Below are 17,752 nucleotides of genomic sequence, written 5' to 3' on the forward strand. Positions count from 1 at the left end.
TTATGCGCTACATCAACTTGGTCTTCTCCAAGGTCTCTACCCAGCCGTTGGTGAATTTCTCCAACGGCTTATGGAAGACAACGCCCAACACCAGCATCGGCACCGCAAAGAGCAGCAAGCACAGCAAAGACAGCCAGAAATCACCGTGATAGGTACCAGCGATGGCCGCGCGGAAGGCACGGATGGTGTAGGTGGCTGGCAGCCAGGGACTAATGTTTTGGAACCACTCAGGAAGCACCTGCAAGGGGTAGGCGCCTCCCGACGAAGACACCTGAATCACCAACATGAGCACCGCCAGCGCCTTGCCCGCGTTGGCAAAGGAAACCACGAAGGTGTAGCAAATCAGCATAAAGATAAGCGAGCTAACCCAGCCGGCCAACAGCATGAGGATCGGGTGCGCGGGCTCGATGCCCACGAAGAAGATGAGGCCCAGAATGAGCATCGTCGACTGCACGAGGCCAACCGTGGCAAACATTCCGAAGCGGCCGAAGAAACGCTGCATCGGCGAGTACTTATCCTTGTCAACCACATCCGTGCGCACGCTCACTGCAGTCAGCAGTGCACCGACCCACAGCGCGAGCGCCGTATACATGGGCGTCATACCAGCGCCGAAGCTCTTGACTGGGTAGACCGCTTGCCTGTCGACGTCCACTGGCGCAGCAATCGCACGCGCCAAAGCATCGGGATCAGAACCAATGAGGTCCGCCAGCTTCTTGAGGTCACCGGACGCCGCAGCGGAATCAATATCCTTCTTCAGATCGGCGAATTTGTTGGCCTTATCCTGCAGGCCAGAGGCAAGCTTCTGCACTGCGTCCTGCGCGTCCGTCAGCGAGGAGGAATCGATAGTGACGGGGGTCTTCGCGATATCCAGGTCCGCGCTCACCTGCCCCAAGGAATCCTGCAGCGCACGCAGGGATTCACGCAGGCCAGAGGTAGAAATTCCTTCCACTGCCTTCTTCGCATCGTCGAAGCTAGACAGGTCGGGCTTCGTGGGTTCAGGCGCGTTGGCCGCTGCGGTGAGGCGCGCGTGGAGAGTACGTTGAGCCTCAATCGCCTCCTCGATACGGCCCAGCACCTTCTCCTTATCTCCGGCAGGAAGTGGCAGGGCTTCAATGCGGCCGTGTAGGTTCTGGTACTGGGCAATGGTGCCCTCTACCTGGCCGGCCCAGGTGTTCAGCGCAGCTACGCGGTCGGCGCGGGAGGTGGAGGCGTCGTCGAAAAGCGCATCAACGCGTTGACGCACCACGTCATAACTAGCACTGGTGGCATCAAGAGATTGTTGCAGGGCGTCCGTGGAAATGTTGAGTGAGGAGGACTGGACTTCCGGCAGATCCAGATCCGCCGAGTCCGCAATGCGCTGAGCGCTCTCCATGAGTGGAACCGCAGTATCGACCAGGCCGGCAAAGGAGCGCGCGGTACGCGCCGCCATATCCAGCTGTGTCTGCACGCCATCCGCGCGCGCCTGCATCCGGTCCAGGACAGCCCTGGTATCGCCCTTGTTCAAGAAATCCGACAGCGAGGTCACCAGGTCGAAGGATACGTCACCGACCGTCGTGGTGAAGGCCTCAGCAACCTGGGCCGACACGCCTTCTGCACCTTGGCCGGTAATCTTCGGCGCCAGTGCGTTCTTCTTCTCGTTCATGTAGAAAGACAATTCCGCGGGTTTGGAACCATCCGTGTAGAAGTTCATCATGTCGGTACTGAAGTTTTCCGGAAGCACGATGGCTGCGTAATACTCACCGGACTTCGTACCTTCAATCGCCTCGTCGGATGTGGTCACAACCCAATCTAGCTGCTCATTTGCACGCAATTCATTGAGCACCTGGTTGCCGACGTTGATGGGCACCGGTAGTAGATCACTTTCATAGCCGGTGTCCTTGCTAGCCACCGCCACCTTGAGCTGGCTCGTGTTGTCGAAGGGATCCCAACTAGCGAGCACGTTGAACCACGTGAACAGCATTGGAATCACGACGAGGCCCACCAGCATCACCGCGCTCATCACGTTGCGGCATGCGGTGCGCATGTCATTGAGGAAAAGATCGAGTGTTCCACGCATTAGCTCTCCCCCTCCGTGGAATCTGCGCCGATGCGGGCCGGATGCTTAATTTCGTCCTCATCCATCGTCACGAGCTTTGCCGACTGCTTGAGGCTGATGCGCAGGTATTCCAGGGTCACCGCGGCGACGATGATGAGGAAGCACCATGCGGTCCAAATGCCCAGGATCAGTGGCTTCTGGGCAGGCAGCAGCCCTGAGACCACGATGAGGATCACCACTCCGATGACGCCGGCAATGGCCACCAGCTTGAGCCAATAGCCCCAGTCGTGTGCGCGGCGGTCCAAGTCTTTCTTGAGACCACTGCGGCTATCGAGCGCCTGGATAACGTCTGCGATGCGGTAGCCAGAGCCCACCACCTGCACGTTTTCATAGTCAAAGAGCTCGGTATCCCGCAGCTCGCGGTTAAAGATGACGTTGAAGTGCGCCAAGGCCTTACGCAGCAGCAGGCCGAAGACGAAAAACAGGATGAACATGAAGGCCAGCACGACCATAAACTTGAAGTAATGGCCGCCATAGAACCCACCAATAGTTTCGCGCATCGCGTCGATGCCATACGTAAACGGCAGCAACGGGTAGATGGCGTGGAAGAAGTTGGGCAGCAACTCGATTGGATACAGGCCCGAAGCACCCGGAATCTGGATGATGGCAAAGACCACACACAGACCGCGGCCGAGGTGACCCAGCGAGGTCGACAGCGCGTAGATGATGCTCAAGTAGGCTAATCCCACGAGCACGCCCGTAAAGACGAAGGCCGGCGCATTCACGGTCTGCACACCGATGAGCAGGTCACCCACGGTCACCGTGACGGCCTGGACAATGACCATCAAGGCCATGAGAAGGAAGCGACCCAGGTAGGCCTGCCCCACCGTGATGCGGTGGAACCCTTCCTTATCCACCTCGACACGGAAGATCACCATGAGGACGAAGGCGCCGATCCACAGCGAAAGGTTTGTAAACAGCGCCGCCATCGCGGAGCCGTAGCTATTCACCGGGTACACGGTCTCGGACTTCAACTCGATGGGTTCTGCGAAGAACTTTCCGATCTCTTCAGCCTGTAGCCCGGTGACATCTTGGGCCACCTTGGAGTTCATCGCGGCTTGCAGCGAGCGCACATCACCCTGCATGGCGCGCAGGCTGCCCTGGAGCGCAACGAGGTTGGTGTCGAAGTCCGAGAGAGTGTCCTTCGTAGCCCGAAGCTGTTTGGCCACGCCATCCAAAAGACCATCGGCCTCCTGCATGGTACCCTTCTGCGCCTCCAGCGTGGAGCTCAAAGCACTCGCGGTGGTACTCAGGCTGCTCATCGCTCGGTTGATCCCTGGGACGGCGGACGTCACGGTATCGCGCAGCGTCTGCGAGGTGGCCTTGGTATCCGCCGCCGCCTGGTTGATGGCGTCTGCACTAGCCTGCACGTTTGTCGCCGCGGCCTGGGTATCCTTGCTCAGCGCATTAAGGTTCCCAACAAGCTGGCGGTTGGATTCATTTCCCTCATCGAGGCGCTGGATCGCATCATCAATTTCCTTGGCCGCCTGGGGTGATAGCGTCGCGGAATCGCGCAATGCCTTAAGCTGGGCAATCGAGTCAGCACTAGCATCGATAGCGGTGTTTGCTCGCTGCGTGGCGTAGTCGAAACGGTCACCGGCCTGGTTCAAGCCCGCAGTGACATCCGCAATGGAATCCTGGGCCTGGGCGGTGCCGTCAGCCACCGCAGTAGCGCCGTTGACGAAGGCCGCCGTGGTCTGGTCGGTGAAGTCACCGATGCCCCCTTGGGCCTGCTCAACCAAGGAAGAGATCTCAGCGAGGGCCGCTTGGGCGTCGCCCAGCGCAGTACTCACATCCGCCACGGTGGACTTGGCTCCAGACGTGGAGTCGGCAGCGGCGTCAAGCTTGTCCTGAATGCGTGCAAGATTCTCGCGGTTGCTGTCGATCTCCTGCGCGGTCTCCCCGAACGCGGAACTGGTGTTGTTCATCGCGCGCGTAACTTTTCGCTCAAAATCCGTACCGGTGTCCTTGACGTTCTCCGCAGCGACGGTGGCCACCTGCTCCTTGAACGCCGAGGTGATCTGTTTGTCCAGACCTTTAGCACCGGTGTCCGTAATCTTCACGGCAATGGCGTTGTTCTTCTCATTAACGCGGTAGATCAGCTGTGGCTGCGTGAACTTCCCGTCGAGCATGCTCACGAGGTTCTTGCTGAAGTCCTCCGGGATCGTCACCGAGGCATACACGTCTCCCTCTAACAGGGCCTTCTCTGCCTTCTCACCGTCGAGGAATTGCCAGCCGAGCTGATCATTCTTTTTCAGCTTCTCTATAACTTCGCTGCCGACATCAATGTCCCCCGTGAGCTCGTTGTTTGCACCCTTGTCCTCGTTGACCACGGCCACCTTGATGTTGTTGGTATGGCCATAGGGGTCTCGAAAGGCCGCGATGTTCACCCATGAATACAACGCGGGGGTGATGATAAGCCCGATGAGGATGATCCACGCCCTGGGGACGCGGCCAAGCCTGGCTACATCTCTGATAAAAATCTTCCAACTTTGGCGCACTGAAGACAGTGTACTCGTTGCTGGTTCGAGTCTCTAACCTGCCAAAACACATAAAGTAATTTCGATGATTAACAATTAAAGATTAATATAGTTTACCGAATCAAACCCCTTGGTTATGAAACATGAACTTGTCTTAACAACTAAACGCCGTCAACATTTCCGCTAGGCAGAAAACCGGCATACATAGGCGCTAAAATCGACGGCCATGATTGAAGTCGCCGCCATCGTCATCCGCAACCCGCAAGGCCACGTGCTCACCGTGCGCAAGAAGTCCTCCACGAAATACCAGCTGCCCGGCGGCAAGCTCGAGGAGGGCGAGGCGCTTGTCGACGCCGCCCTCCGCGAAGTCTCCGAAGAAGTAGGCCTCCACCTCGATGCGGAAAACCTCGACAAACTAGGAACCTTCGACGCCCCCGCCGCCAACGAGCCGGGCGAGACAGTCGTCGGCACCATCTTCACCTGCACCCACACCGTCACAAACGACGAACCCCACGCCGCCGCCGAAATCGGCGATATTGCCTGGGTCAACCCAGCAGCACCCGACCGCGACCTCGCACACCTGTTGCGCGACCGCGTCTTCCCCGCGCTGAACTAGCAGAAGCTGCCCATACTGCGACCCCATTGACCCTCAAGGCGCCAGGAACTACCCTTTTGAACATGTTCACTGAACACGTTCACTCACCACGTGCAGCCGCCAAAGCCGACACCGTCAGCAAGGTCCTAGCCACCGCCTACGACCTCTTCCTCACTCAGGGCTACGCCACCACCAGCATCCGGACCATCGCATCCGAGGCAGGCGTTAGCGTGGGCACCGTCATGGGAGTCGGCGACAAACAGACGCTGCTCATCCGCACTATTGGCCAGCATATTTCAGATCTGCACGACGAAATTCGGGGGCAATCCGATAGTCTCCTCGATGTCCTGAGACCTTTACTCCAGATGTTTACTGGCCACGAAGAGCTCTCCCGCGCCTTTGGCGCGGCGCTCATCCAACAAGGCAACCAAGGCGAAGCGCTCACTGCGCTCAAAACGCTCCTGACAGATGAAATCACCTTGCGCCTCGGCTCCGGGTTCAGCAACGAAGATGCAACCGAATACTCCAACCTGCTGTACAACGTCTACCTCGGCTTACTCATCGGCTGGGCCGCCGGTCTCTACGACACCGAACACCTCACATCCCAAGCCGCTTCATCGATCGAACGTCTCAACACCGCATTTGGAGTCAACCAATGATTCTAGAATCCTCCCCCGCCTGGCCATCCCTGCTGCTAGCGACGATTCTGCTTGGCGACGCCGCACTCTCCCTCAAACCAGTCCCCTTCATCGAGGCCTGCCTTAGCGGCGTCAAACTTCCTCAAGACTGGTGGTGGGCGCTCATTGTCATCAAGTGCCTTGCAGCCACAGGCCTCATCGCCGGCCTCTGGTTCCCCGGCGTAGGAATTGCAGCCATGGTTGGCGTCATCGCTTATTTCTGCGCGGCCGCAGCAGCCCATATCCGCGCCCACTTTCTCGGCAGCGCGTTCTGGCTCAACTGTGTGGGAATGCTCGCATTCTCGACCGCAGTGCTCGCCCTAACGTTAGTACTGAATTAAGCACTCATTCCCGACGAAGAAAACAGAAAAACCCGAGCCACCGGTAAATCGATGATTCGGGTTCTACAATTTGCGGAGACGAGAGTGTCTGAGTTCACGACATATTTGACACCCTGTTCCTGCGACGGCGGTCCTGATACTTGACAGGTGAGTCGGGACATGTTTGACACCATGAACAGTCCCAACCGTAACCTCGCCATCGTCAAAGCAGTCCGTGAGCAAAAGCGAAGCCCATCACAAGTAACCAAGCAATTCGGCATCTCTCGCCAACGCGTCTACCAAATCCTCAACGCCTTCGACACCGGCGGCACCGACGCCATCGCGCCAAAATCCCGCGCCCCACGCACTCACCCCAAGCCGTGCCAGACACCGTGCGCAAAGACATCATCGCCATCCGAAAACAACTCACACGCCACGGACTCGACGCAGGCCCAGAAACCATTGCCTACCACCTGCAACAAGACGGCAAACGAGTCCCTTCAACCTCGACAATCCGCCGCATCCTCACCACAGCAGGACTTATTCACCCCAGCACCCAAGAAGACGCCCAAAAGCTCTTTCATCCGCTTTGAAGCGGCCATGCCCAACGAATGCTGGCAGGCTGACATCACCCACCTGTACCTAGCAGACACCACCCGCATCGAAGTCCTTGACTTCCTCGACGACCACTCCCGTTACCTCCTATCAATCACCGCAGCCCCAGCCTTTAGCGGCACACAAGTCGCCGAGGAACTATCACGCCTGATAACTGAATACGGACCGCCAGCATCCACCCTCACCGACAACGGCCTCGTCTTTACCGCCCGCCTAGCAGGGCGCAAAGGTGGACGAAACGCCTTTGAAAAAGTCCTCACCACCAACAAAATCCAACAGAAAAACGGCCGGCCAGGACATCCCCAAACCCAAGGAAAAATCGAGCGCTTCCACCAAACACTCAAAAAATGGATCACTGCCCGCCCACTCGCTAAAACCGTTGCTGAACTGCAGAAACGCCTTGACGAATTCCGCGATTACTACAACACCACACGCCCCCACAAAGCCCTAGGCCGACGCACCCCACACCAAGCCTACACCACCGGCGCCAAAGCCAGCCCAGCCCACAACCCAACACAAGAATGGCGCACCAGAAACGACGTCGTCTGGGACAACGGCAAAACCACCGTGCGCTACGCCGGCAAACTCTTCCACCCAGGCATCGGCCGCCAATGGAAAAGACAGAAAATCCTCATGGTCATCGCCGACAACCACGTCATCACATCACTAGCCGAAACTGGCGAAGTCATCACCGAGCACTACATCGATACCAGCCGCAACTATCAAAAGCCCTACTGGAAACAAACAGACCCACACTTAGCCCCAGAATAAGAAGAAACCGGCACCCCAGAATAAGAAGAAACCGGCACCCCAGAACAAAAAGAAACTGAGATGCCGGTTTGTCAACCATGTCGCGACTCATGACAATTGGTGCGCCCGGAGGGATTCGAACCCCCAACCTTCTGATCCGTAGTCAGATGCTCTATCCGTTGAGCCACGGGCGCATGTTGCCTAACTCGAAGAACTGCTGTTCTCTCGGCAACGAAGAATTACTATACCCGTCCTTGTGGCGAGTACCAAAACGCCAGCTTATTGCACATAAACCGGCGTTTCGGAGGCGGGTTTTTACAAGACCATCCCGAAGACGGGGACGGCAATGAAATAGGTCGCCAGGGTCACCAGGACCAGGGCGATGACGTTGAGCCAGAGGCCGCCCTTGAGCATCTCGCCGATGGTGACGTAGCCGGAGCCGTAGGCGATGGCGTTCGGCGGGGTAGCCACCGGCATCATGAAGGCACAGGTGGCCACGAGCGCGACCGGGACGGTCAGGATCATCACGTTGATGGCGGCCGCGTCGGTCAGGCCGATACCGACGGCCACGCCGCCCATAATCGGCAGGAAGGTCGCGGCGGTGGCGGTGTTCGAGGTGAACTCGGTGAGCACCAGCACCAGCGCGGCGACAGCGGCCACGAGGAGGAAGAGCGGCAGGACCTGCAGGCCCTTGGCCATCTCACCGACCCACAGGGACAGCCCGGACTTGGTGAACATGGCGGACAGCGACAGGCCGCCACCGAAGAGCAGGAGCACGTCCCAGGGCAGCTCGTTGGCGGTCTTCCAGTCCAGCAGGCGCACGCCGTTCTTGCTATCGGCGGGCAGCAGGAAGAGCAGCAGGCCGGCGATGATTCCGACGATCGCGTCGTCGTAGCCGACCTCCCAGCCCTGCCAGTCGATGAGCAGCGGGACGAAGACCCACGAGATGGCGGCCAGCGCGAAGATGATGGCGACGCGGATCTGCGGGGCGGTCCACGGGCCCATGTCCTTGATCTCCTGGTCGATGAGCTCCTTACCGCCCGGGATCTGTTTCATCTCCGGCGGGAAGACGGTAATCAGCACGACCCAGGCCAGGAAGGTGAAGATGATGGCCACCGGCATGCCGACCAGCATCCACTGGGCGAAGCCGATCTCAATGCCGTGGGTTTCCTTCATGTAGCCGGCCAGCAGCAGGTTCGGCGGGGTACCGATGAGGGTACCCAGGGAGCCGATGGAGGCCGAGTAGGCAATCGCCAACATCAGGACGGTGGCGAACCGCTTCTGGTTCTTCATGCCGCCCACCGTGTCGGCGGTCAGCTGCAGCACGGACATGCCGATGGGCAGCATGACCACCGCGGTCGCGGTGTTGGAGACCCACATGGACAAAAAGCCGGTGGAGATCATGAAGCCCAGGATGAGGCGCTTGGGCGAGGTGCCCACCAGCTTGACCACCATCAGCGCCATGCGCCGGTGGACGTTCCAGCGCTGCAGCGACAGCGCGACGAGGAAGCCGCCCAAGAACAGGAAGATGGTGGACGAGGCGTACGGCGAGGACACGTCGGAAATCTCACCGACCCCGGCCAGCGGGAAGATAGCCAGCGGGATGAGCGCGGTCGCCGCCAGCGGCAGGGCCTCGGTCATCCACCAGGCACCCATCAGGATGGTCACCGCCGCGACGGTGCGCAGGGCCATATGGCTGTAGTCCGCGTCCGGATCCGCGCCGCTGGAGTTCATCACGGTCTCCACCGAGCTGGCCGGAAAGATGAAGAAGACGATGATGGCGAGCGCGAGGCCGCCGACGATCCCGATGAGCTGACGGCGCAGTTCACCCTTCTTGACGCCTTTGTCCTCTTCGCCTTCTGGGTGGGCAGTGGACTCGTGAGTCTGTGGAGTTGTCATGGGGAAACACCAATCTGTAAGACTGAGATATCGCGACTAGGTGATATAGCGCCTAGGAGTGCGCATATGGGGTAAGGAAACAAACAACACTTTGTTGCCTAATGTGGGGAACTTTACAAAACTTGTGTCACATATGCCACAACCTGGCCGCCTAGCCACCCCCGAAAACGGCCCGCGCGGGGCCGCCTCGACATCCGCTTAAGCCCGGTAACTCCCCCGGCCCCTAAATGCCCAGGACAGCCTTGGCGATGAAGAAGTAGATGATGAGGCCGGTGGCGTCGCAGAAGGTGGAGATGAACGGGTTGGAAAAGACCGCCGGGTCCGCGCCCACGGCCTTGGCCAGGATAGGCATCATGCCGCCCACCGTGGCGGACATGGAACAGACCAAGAACAGCGTGATCCCGATGACCAGGCCGATGTCGAAGTCGTAGGCCAGCGTGGCCAGGCCGACGCCGAGCTGACCGAGCACCGCGCCCAGCAGCATGCCCACGCGCAGCTCGCGCCACATTACCGCCAGGATGTCCTGTTTTCGCACGTCGCCCAGCGCCAGCGCGCGGGTGACGGTGGTCGCGGCCTGGTTGCCGGTATTGCCGCCGGTACCGGTCAGCAGCGGGATGAACAGGCTGAGCACCACGGCGGCCGCGAGGGTCTCCTCGAAGGCGTCGAGCACCTGGACGGTCAACAGGGCGGAGACCGCCAGCACCAACAGCCAGACGATGCGCGAGCGCACCAGCTTCAGCAGCGGGGTGGACATATACGGCTGCTGCAGGGCCTCAGTACCACCGGCGCGGGCGCTATCCTCGGAGTCCTCTTCCTCCACGATGTCCGTGGCGTCGTCCCACGTCAGCAGGCCGACCAGGCGCTTGGATTCGTCGACGATCGGCATCGCCAGCAAGTCCAGGGGCAAAAACCAACGGGCGGTTTCCTCCGCGTCGTCGTAGGCATAGGCGAAGACCGGCTCGCGCATCAGGTCCTCGACCATGCGGTTGCCGCGGGCCATGAAGAGCTCGCGGAAGCTGACCACGCCGACCAGGCGGCGGTCCTTGCGGGTGACCGGCAGGGTGTAGATGGTCTCGACGGCATCGGCAGTAGCGCGCAGCTTGGCCAGGGCCTCGTCCACGGTCATCTCCCGGTAGATCTCCGGGACCTCCGGGGACATGCGGCGGCCGACCGAGCCCTTCGGGTAGCCCAGCACGACGCCGGTAACGTCCCGCTCGGTCTTGTCCAGCGAGCGCAGCAGGCGATCTGCGATCTCTGCGGGCAGCTCGTCCAGCAGGGAGACTCGGTCGTCCGGGTCGAGCTCGTCGAAGAAGGCGTAGACGTCGGCGTTGCCCAGCTCGTCGATGATATCGGCCTGGTGCGCGGAGTCCAGCGCGTCAAAGACCTCGATGGACTTCTCCCGCGGCAACAGGCGCAGCACCACGGCCGCGCGGACGTTGTTCTGGCGCTCGACCAGCGCCACGATGTCCTGGATGGGAGGCGTGTCTAGGAGCCTTTGCATGTCCGGCGCCGCTTTCGGATCGATTTCCCCTTCGGTCCGCAGCAATTCCTCTAGCCGATCGATGGCCTCGTCTACCGAGTTGCTCATACCCGCCACCTCCCTTGATATCCACACTGATTGGCGTTGGTTTGGTGCCGGGATTCCCGGCGTGCCTTGCTAAGAATAAACCCAAAGTGCGGAATTTGGGCAACGGACGCGACTGCCAGCCTTTTGCGCCTTTCGATGCACCGCATCAACCGGCCAAAGCGCCGGCGGTCCCGGTGTAGTCTATGGCCCATGCCCACTCCGACCATTAACGTCAGCGCCGTCATTTTCCGCAACCGCACCGGCCAGGTGCTCACCGTCCGCAAGGCCGGCACCGAGCTCTTCCAGTTCCCCGGTGGGAAGCCGGAGCCGGGCGAAAACGCCCGTCAGGCCGCGGTGCGCGAGGTGGCCGAGGAGCTGGGCGTGGAACTTGCCGGCGCGGCGTTGAAGGAGCTCGGCACGTTTAACGCCCCGGCGGCCCACGAGGCCGGGTACGCCGTGTCCGCCGCGGTCTTTAGCTACCCCTACGAGGTTTCCGCCCAGGCCAGCCACGAGATCGCCGAGCTGGCCTGGGTCAACCCGCACGCGCCGGACAAGCCGCTCGCCCCGCTGCTGGCCGAGGAGGTTTTCCCGGCGCTGGCGGCAAGATCCGCGCCGCACTCAGTCGCGGTGTACACCGGCGCGAGCACCGGCACGGACCCGCACAACCTGGAGCTGGCGCGGGAGCTGGGCACCGCGCTGGGCACCCACGGGGTGCGCCTTATCTACGGCGGCGGCAAGGTCGGGCTGATGGGCGCGGTGGCGGACGCCGCCCACGCCGCCGGCGCGCCCATCACCGGGGTCATCCCCCAGCACCTGGTCGACGGCGAAATCGCCCACCCGGGCCTCGACCGGCTGGAGGTAGTAGAGACCATGCACGAGCGCAAGCAGCGCATGAGTGATCTGGCCGAGGCCTGCGTGGCGCTGCCGGGCGGCGCCGGGACCTTGGACGAGTTCTTCGACGTCTGGACCCGCCAGCAGCTGGGCCTGCACGCCACGCCCCTGGCCCTGTTCGGCGCGGCCTTCTGGGCCCCGCTGGTGGACCTGCTGGACCACCTGGTGGAGCAGGGCCTGGTGCGCGCTGCCGACCGGGACAGCCTCATCGTGGCGGACACCGCCGAGGAGCTCTTCGCCCAGCTGGACCGCTGGGTCGCGCCCCGGCCCAAGTGGTCCTAGTCAGCCGCCCGCGCCTAGCGCCGGCGCCCCACCCGGTCGGCCACGCCGAAGCCCAGGGCCGCCAGGCAGACCGCGGTGATCATGGCGAAGCCCATGATGATGGCCCCGGGCCAATCGGCGTCGGTGTTGCCCAGGGTGGCGAAGACGATGGCGGTGGTCACCGCCAGGCCAACCGCGGTGCCGATTCGCTGCCCGGTCTGCATGACCGCGCCGGAGGAGCCGGCGTAGTTGGCGGGCACTTCGGCCAGCGTCAGCGTCTGGTTCGGGGAGACCACCGCGCCCTGGCCGGCGCCGACGAAGCACAGGGTGAGCACCAGCCACCACTCGCTGACGGACCAGTGCGTGGTCCCCCAAATCACCGCGATGGTCGTCACCAGACCGAAGAGCGTGGTCAGCATGCCGATAATCACCACGCGCCGCCCGTAGACCGAGACGCTCTTGCCGGCCAGGGTGGCGGTCACAGAATTCAGCAGCGCCGAGGGCAGGCCCACGCAACCGGCCACCAGCGCGGAATAACCCAGCCCGTTCTGGAAGTACAGCGCGACCAGCACCCAGATGCTGGTAATACCCATGAACCACAGCGTCGCGATGATGGTGCCGTTGCGGAAGGTAAAGGTCTGGAAGATACCCAGGTCCACCATCGGCTCGTGGCCGGTGGACTTGTGGTGGCGCTCCCAGGCCACCCAGATGGCCACGCAGACCGCCCCGGCCGGCAGGAGGGCCCAGACCCACCGCGAGCCGGAGGATTCCACGAACGGGAAGAGCACGCACAGCACCGCCAGCCCCAGCAGCAGCGCGCCGACCGGGTCAAGGGACTTAAACGCCTGCCACGCGCCGACCTTCTCCCCGGCGCTGTCGCGCACCCTAGAAAACAGCGGCCGCGGGAACCACATGAGCCCTAAGACGATGGCCAGAAGCCCGATGGGGAAATTGACCAGCATGGTCAGGCGCCAGCCCAGGTCCGCGCCGCCGATGCGGATGAGGAAGCCGCCCAGCACCGGCCCGATGGCCACCGCCACACCCACGGTGGAGCCGAAGTAGCCGAAGGCCCGGCCGCGCTCCGCGCCGCGGAAGTACTGCTGGATCATGCCCACGCCCTGCGGGTTGAGCAGGCCCGCGCCCACCCCCTGGATGAAGCGGGAGAGGTTGAGCGACTCGGCGTTCGGCGCAAACCCCGCCGAGGCGCTGGCCAGGGTGTAGATCGCAATGCCGCCGAGGAAGATGCCGCCGCGGCCCACCAGGTCCCCGGCGCGCCCGGCGGCCACCAGCACCACGCCGAAGGTGAGCGCGTAACCGGACAGCACCCACTGCACGTCGGAGTCGCTGGCGTCCAGGCCGGCCTGGATGGACGGCAGGGCCACGTTGACGATGGACACGCTAATCAGCGACATGAAGATCGCGACAAGCAGGACGATGAGCACGCGCCACCGGGCGGGATCCTGCCCGGCCGGGTACTCCGAGGCATTCGCCTCCGATACTGTAGATGCGTCGTTGTCTAAGCGCCCGGATTTTGTCATTACACTACTTATACTCTGCTCGCGCAGATTCGCAATCCGCCGGGACAAGGCCTGCACAAAGCCAAAAACGCCCGCGTTCCGAGGAATAAACTACCTCGGAGCGCGGGCTATAAATGCGGCGGAGACGAGAGGATTTGAACCTCCGGCCCTCCGTTAAGAGGGCAACTCATTAGCAGTGAGCCCCATTCGGCCGCTCTGGCACGTCTCCAACGTAAAACGTGGTGCTACTAGCTAGCGCGAACCAGCCATCGCACCATGAGTTACGAAGATTTAGGGTACCTGTTAACCAAAACAGAAACAAACTCGCCCCTCCCTACCATCCCGGCAGCGCCCGCCAGACCCACAAGCCAGGACAATTCCGCTAGAAATAGTGACCCAGCGCACTTTTCGCGGCATAATCGGAAGGCAGGACGTCCACAGCACGAGCCACCACCCCGCGCCGTGCTGGCGCACCTTAACCGGAAAGGATTTTTCATGCGCACCACCATCGGCGAGTTCCTGCTGGACCGGCTCAAGGCCATCGGCATCACGGAGATCATCGGCGTGCCCGGCGATTTCAACTTAAGCTTCCTGGAGCAGATCGACGCCGCCAGCGGCATCCGCTTCGTCGGCGCCTGCAACGAGCTCAACGCCGCGTACGCGGCCGACGGCTACGCCCGGCAGCGCGGCGTCGGGGCCTTGCTGACCACCTACGGGGTGGGGGAACTGTCCGCCCTCAACGGGATTGCCGGTTCCCGCGCCGAGCACGTGCCCGTCGTCTCCCTGGCCGGTGCCCCGCCGCAGTACGCCACGGAGTTCCGGTGGAATATGCACCACTCCCTGGCCGACGGCGACTACGCGAACATGCTGGAGGCCCTCGCCCCCTTCACGGAGGTCTCCACCCGGGTTTCCCCGATGAACGTCGTGGAGGAATTCGACCGCGCGCTGCATACGTGCCTGCGGGAAAAGCGCCCGGTGCACATCCAGATCCCCTCGGACATCACGCACCTGGAGATCGAGGTCGACGATGCCCCGTTCAGCACCGCCCTGGCCCCCTCCGACCCGGAGCGGCTGAAGGCCGCCACCGAGGCCGTCCTCGCGCGGCTGGAGAAAGCAGACCAGCCGCTCGTGCTCATCGACCAGGACACCGATCGCCACGGTTTCACCGCGGCCCTGGACGCGCTGGTGCACCGGGCCCAGATCCCGTACTCCCAGCTGTCTTCCGGCAAGGCCATCCTGGACGAGAACGATCCGCTCTTCCTCGGCACCTACAACGGCGCCTCCTCCGCGCCGGGCGTGCAGGACCGCGTCGAGTCCGCCGACTTCCTGGTCACCACCAACCCGCGCTTCATCGAGGTCAACTCCGGCTCTTACACCCACCAGCTGGACGAGAGCGCCATCATCAACTTCGGCGACCAGCACGTCAACGTCGGCGGCGAATACTTCGTGGGCATCAACACCCGCGAGCTCCTAGACGCCCTCGTCGAGAAGGTCCCGGCCCGCATGCCCGCCTCCCCCGCCCTCGCCGCCGACAGTTCCGCCACCGACGATTTCGGCGCGGATCCTTCCACCCCGCTCACCCAGGCGCGCATCTGGCCGCGGATGGCGCGGTTCCTGCGGGAGGGCGACGTGGTCATCACGGAGGCCGGCACCTCCAACATCGGGCTCGGGCCGCTGCCGATGCCCACGGCGACCAAGTACATCAACTCCCCCATCTGGGGCTCGATCGGCTTCACCCTACCCGCCCTGCTCGGCTCCCAGCTGGCCGCGCCGGGCCGCCGGCACGTGCTCTTCATCGGCGACGGCTCCTTCCAGCTGACCGCCCAGGAGCTATCGACCATCCTGCGCCAGGAATTGGACCCCATCATCGTGCTGGTCAACAACCGCGGCTACACCATCGAGCGTTACATTCTGGGCATGGAGCAGGAGTACAACGACATCCAGAACTGGGATTATGGCGCCCTGCCCAAGGTCTTCAAGGCCGATACCACGATGGCCTCCTACAGCGCCGCCACCGAGGGCGAGCTCGACGCCGCGCTGGAGCAGATTGCCGCCAGCGGGACCGGCGCCTTCCTCGAGGTCCGCCTCGATCCCTTCGACGCGCCGCAAGACCTCAAGGCCTTCGGCCCGACCACCGCTGATTTCGATTTCGGCCCACGCGGGCCCCGCAACCCCTAAGGTTAATTCCATGATTCGCCCTGACCTTTCCTCCCTACCCGCCTACCGGCCCGGCGCGCGCAACGATGACGCCGTGAAGCTGTCCTCCAACGAGGCCAGCCACCCACCGTTGCCGGCCGCGCAGGAGGCGATGAACCGTGCCGCCGCCGGGGCCAACCGCTACCCGGACATGGGCGCCGTGACCCTGCGCGAGGCCCTGGCCCAGCACCTGGGCGTGGACTTCGACGAGGTGGCGGTAGGTACCGGCTCCTCGGCCATCTGCCAGCAGCTGGTGCAGGTGACCTCCACCGCCGAGAGCGAGGTCATCTTCCCGTGGCGCTCCTTCGAGGCCTACCCGATCTTCGTCCAGGTGGTCGGCGCGCAGCCGGTGGCCATCCCGCTGGGCGCGGACCACGGCATGGATCTGGCCGCTATGGCCGGTGCCATCACGGAGCGCACCAGCCTGATCTTCCTGTGCAACCCGAATAACCCGACAGGCACCACCATCACCAACCAGGAGTTCACCGACTTCATGGACCAAGTGCCCGGCGACGTCATCGTCGCCCTCGACGAGGCCTACTTCGAGTACAACCGCGCCGCGGATACCCCGGACGCCACCCAGTACCTGCGCCAGTACCCGAACCTGGTGGGCATGCGCACCTTTTCCAAGGCCTACGGCCTGGCCGGGGTGCGCGTGGGCTACGCCTTCGGCGCCGCGAATATCATCGCCGCGCTCAATAAGGTGGCCGTGCCGTTTTCCGTCAACGCCGTGGGCCAGGCCGGCGCCCTGGCATCGCTGGCGGATGCTGCCACGCTCCAGTCCCGCACCGACGAGGCGGTCGAGCAGCGCGAGCGCGTCGCCGCCGAGCTGGCCGATTTCGGCAGCCCGCACTCTGAGGCCAACTTCGTGTGGCTGCCGGCGCCGGCCATCGCCGCTTTTGGCACCCCGCAGGAGCTGGCCGCCCAGATCGCGGCCGAGGGCGTGCTGGTGCGCGCCTTCGACGAGGGCATCCGCATCACCGTGACCACCGCGGAGGAAACCGACGCGCTGGTGGCCGCCTTCCGCGCCGCCACGGCACAGGCGGACTGACCGCTAGAATGGGGCGAAACGTCAACCGCTAGGAGTGCCCCGCCATGCGTACCCTCGTCAACCTGGCCCTGAACGTGGTGGCCATCGCGATCGCCCTGTGGGTCGTGGTCACCTTCGTGCCGGGCGTGGACATCGTCCCGCCGGCGGCCAACGGCTTCAACGAAATCGGATCGACCAACGAGCCCGGCTCGTCTGGCACGTTCATCGCCGTGGCCATCGCCTTCATCGTGGTCAACGCGGTGGTTACCCCGGTGCTGCGGATCCTCGGCGCGCCGATTACCTGCCTGACGCTGGGGCTGTTCATCCTGGTCATCAACGGCGCCGTCCTGCTGCTGGTCGAATGGCTGCTCAACCAGCTGGATCTGGGCGTGGGCAACCTGGCCATCGACGGTTGGTGGCCGGCCATCCTGGGCGCGGTGGTGCTCTCACTGGTCTCCGGCGTGGTCAACTTCTTCACCAGCCCGGTCCGGCGCCTGGCCAGCGGCGGCCGCTCCTAGCCGCCCGCGAAAGGCGGCAGGACGTCCACGCGGGCGACCCCTGCCAGGGCTACCTCGCGGTAGCTGTCCCCGGCGGCCGAACCGTCGACGAGGAAGGTGCAGCGAGGAAGGATTTCCTCCAGGCCCATCCCCGCCTCCGTGGTCCCCGGGTGCGCGGCGGCCAGCTGGTCCAGCAGCTCGCCTAGGCGGGCGGGCACCTGCGCGTCCGGGATCTGCTCCTGGGCCGTCCCGGCGGCGGCGCGGGCGGCCGCGAAATAGTGCACCTCCAACATGGCCTCTACTATGCCGGGCTAGGGCGTTCCTTGTCGAACCCGCCACCCCAGCGCGACTAGAACGCTCGT

At 63.0% G+C, this 17,752-nt stretch carries 13 protein-coding genes, 2 tRNA genes and 1 pseudogene; 8 read left to right on the plus strand and 8 right to left on the minus strand.

All coding sequences use genetic code 11. The features are described from left to right. Positions 1–7 precede the first annotated feature (7 nt). A complete protein-coding gene (locus tag VVS03_RS07060; RefSeq protein WP_368534477.1) occupies positions 8–2,056 on the minus strand; it encodes a YhgE/Pip domain-containing protein in 2,049 nt (682 codons plus the stop codon). Further along, positions 2,056–4,596 (minus strand): YhgE/Pip family protein, encoded by a 2,541-nt coding sequence (locus tag VVS03_RS07065; RefSeq protein ID WP_368521544.1) that lies wholly within the window; start codon positions 4,594–4,596, stop codon positions 2,056–2,058. The genes VVS03_RS07060 and VVS03_RS07065 overlap by 1 nt, the downstream gene beginning before the upstream one ends. A gap of 205 nt (positions 4,597–4,801) precedes the next feature. On the opposite strand from VVS03_RS07065, the gene VVS03_RS07070 reads away from it, so the two are divergent. The 4 genes and pseudogenes from VVS03_RS07070 (at position 4,802) to VVS03_RS07085 (ending at position 7,553) form a co-directional block, all read left to right on the plus strand. Beyond that, positions 4,802–5,191 carry an NUDIX domain-containing protein gene (locus VVS03_RS07070; RefSeq protein ID WP_368520522.1) on the plus strand — a complete coding sequence of 130 codons (390 nt, stop codon included), beginning with the start codon at positions 4,802–4,804 and terminating at the stop codon, positions 5,189–5,191. A gap of 62 nt (positions 5,192–5,253) precedes the next feature. Further along, entirely contained in the window at positions 5,254–5,829 is a 576-nt protein-coding gene (locus VVS03_RS07075; protein WP_368521545.1) for a TetR/AcrR family transcriptional regulator, read from the plus strand. Continuing rightward, entirely contained in the window at positions 5,826–6,188 is a 363-nt protein-coding gene (locus VVS03_RS07080; RefSeq protein ID WP_368521546.1) for a DoxX family protein, read from the plus strand. Before VVS03_RS07075 ends, VVS03_RS07080 begins: the two co-directional genes overlap by 4 nt. A gap of 171 nt (positions 6,189–6,359) precedes the next feature. Beyond that, positions 6,360–7,553, plus strand: a pseudogene (locus VVS03_RS07085) (IS481 family transposase). Between the two features lie 97 nt (positions 7,554–7,650). Here VVS03_RS07085 and VVS03_RS07090 read toward each other — a convergent pair. From VVS03_RS07090 to mgtE, 3 genes are all read right to left on the minus strand, one after another. Next, positions 7,651–7,726, minus strand: a tRNA-Arg gene (locus VVS03_RS07090). A 121-nt stretch (positions 7,727–7,847) separates the two neighbouring features. Further along, entirely contained in the window at positions 7,848–9,431 is a 1,584-nt protein-coding gene (locus VVS03_RS07095; RefSeq protein ID WP_368520525.1) for an SLC13 family permease, read from the minus strand. A gap of 223 nt (positions 9,432–9,654) precedes the next feature. Further along, the gene (gene mgtE, locus VVS03_RS07100) at positions 9,655–11,019 is read right to left on the minus strand and encodes a magnesium transporter (RefSeq protein WP_368534642.1); all 1,365 of its coding nucleotides are present in this window, start codon (positions 11,017–11,019) and stop codon (positions 9,655–9,657) included. Between the two features lie 189 nt (positions 11,020–11,208). On the opposite strand from mgtE, the gene VVS03_RS07105 reads away from it, so the two are divergent. Next, a complete protein-coding gene (locus VVS03_RS07105; protein ID WP_368520527.1) occupies positions 11,209–12,171 on the plus strand; it encodes a TIGR00730 family Rossman fold protein in 963 nt (320 codons plus the stop codon). A gap of 14 nt (positions 12,172–12,185) precedes the next feature. Here the strand turns inward: VVS03_RS07105 and VVS03_RS07110 are convergent, their stop codons facing one another. Together VVS03_RS07110 and VVS03_RS07115 are read right to left on the minus strand one after the other, a co-directional pair. Then, positions 12,186–13,688 carry an MFS transporter gene (locus tag VVS03_RS07110; RefSeq protein ID WP_368520528.1) on the minus strand — a complete coding sequence of 501 codons (1,503 nt, stop codon included), beginning with the start codon at positions 13,686–13,688 and terminating at the stop codon, positions 12,186–12,188. A 119-nt stretch (positions 13,689–13,807) separates the two neighbouring features. Beyond that, positions 13,808–13,896 (minus strand) — tRNA-Ser (locus tag VVS03_RS07115). A gap of 266 nt (positions 13,897–14,162) precedes the next feature. Here VVS03_RS07115 and VVS03_RS07120 point away from each other — a divergent pair. From VVS03_RS07120 to VVS03_RS07130, 3 genes are read left to right on the plus strand one after another with little or no spacing between them, the layout of a single operon-like run. After that, positions 14,163–15,845 carry an alpha-keto acid decarboxylase family protein gene (locus VVS03_RS07120; protein ID WP_368534643.1) on the plus strand — a complete coding sequence of 561 codons (1,683 nt, stop codon included), beginning with the start codon at positions 14,163–14,165 and terminating at the stop codon, positions 15,843–15,845. Between the two features lie 10 nt (positions 15,846–15,855). Continuing rightward, positions 15,856–16,914 (plus strand): histidinol-phosphate transaminase, encoded by a 1,059-nt coding sequence (gene hisC, locus VVS03_RS07125; protein ID WP_368521458.1) that lies wholly within the window; start codon positions 15,856–15,858, stop codon positions 16,912–16,914. Positions 16,915–16,958: 44 nt separating this feature from the next. After that, complete coding sequence (locus VVS03_RS07130) at positions 16,959–17,411, plus strand: phage holin family protein (RefSeq protein ID WP_368520531.1); 453 nt, start codon at positions 16,959–16,961, stop codon at positions 17,409–17,411. Here VVS03_RS07130 and VVS03_RS07135 read toward each other — a convergent pair. Next, entirely contained in the window at positions 17,408–17,683 is a 276-nt protein-coding gene (locus VVS03_RS07135; RefSeq protein WP_368520532.1) for a MoaD/ThiS family protein, read from the minus strand. The two genes, VVS03_RS07130 and VVS03_RS07135, sit on opposite strands and share 4 nt — an antisense overlap. Positions 17,684–17,752 lie beyond the last annotated feature (69 nt).

The sequence above is a fragment of the Corynebacterium sp. LK2537 genome, assembly GCF_040946485.1.
GTDB lineage: Bacteria > Actinomycetota > Actinomycetes > Mycobacteriales > Mycobacteriaceae > Corynebacterium.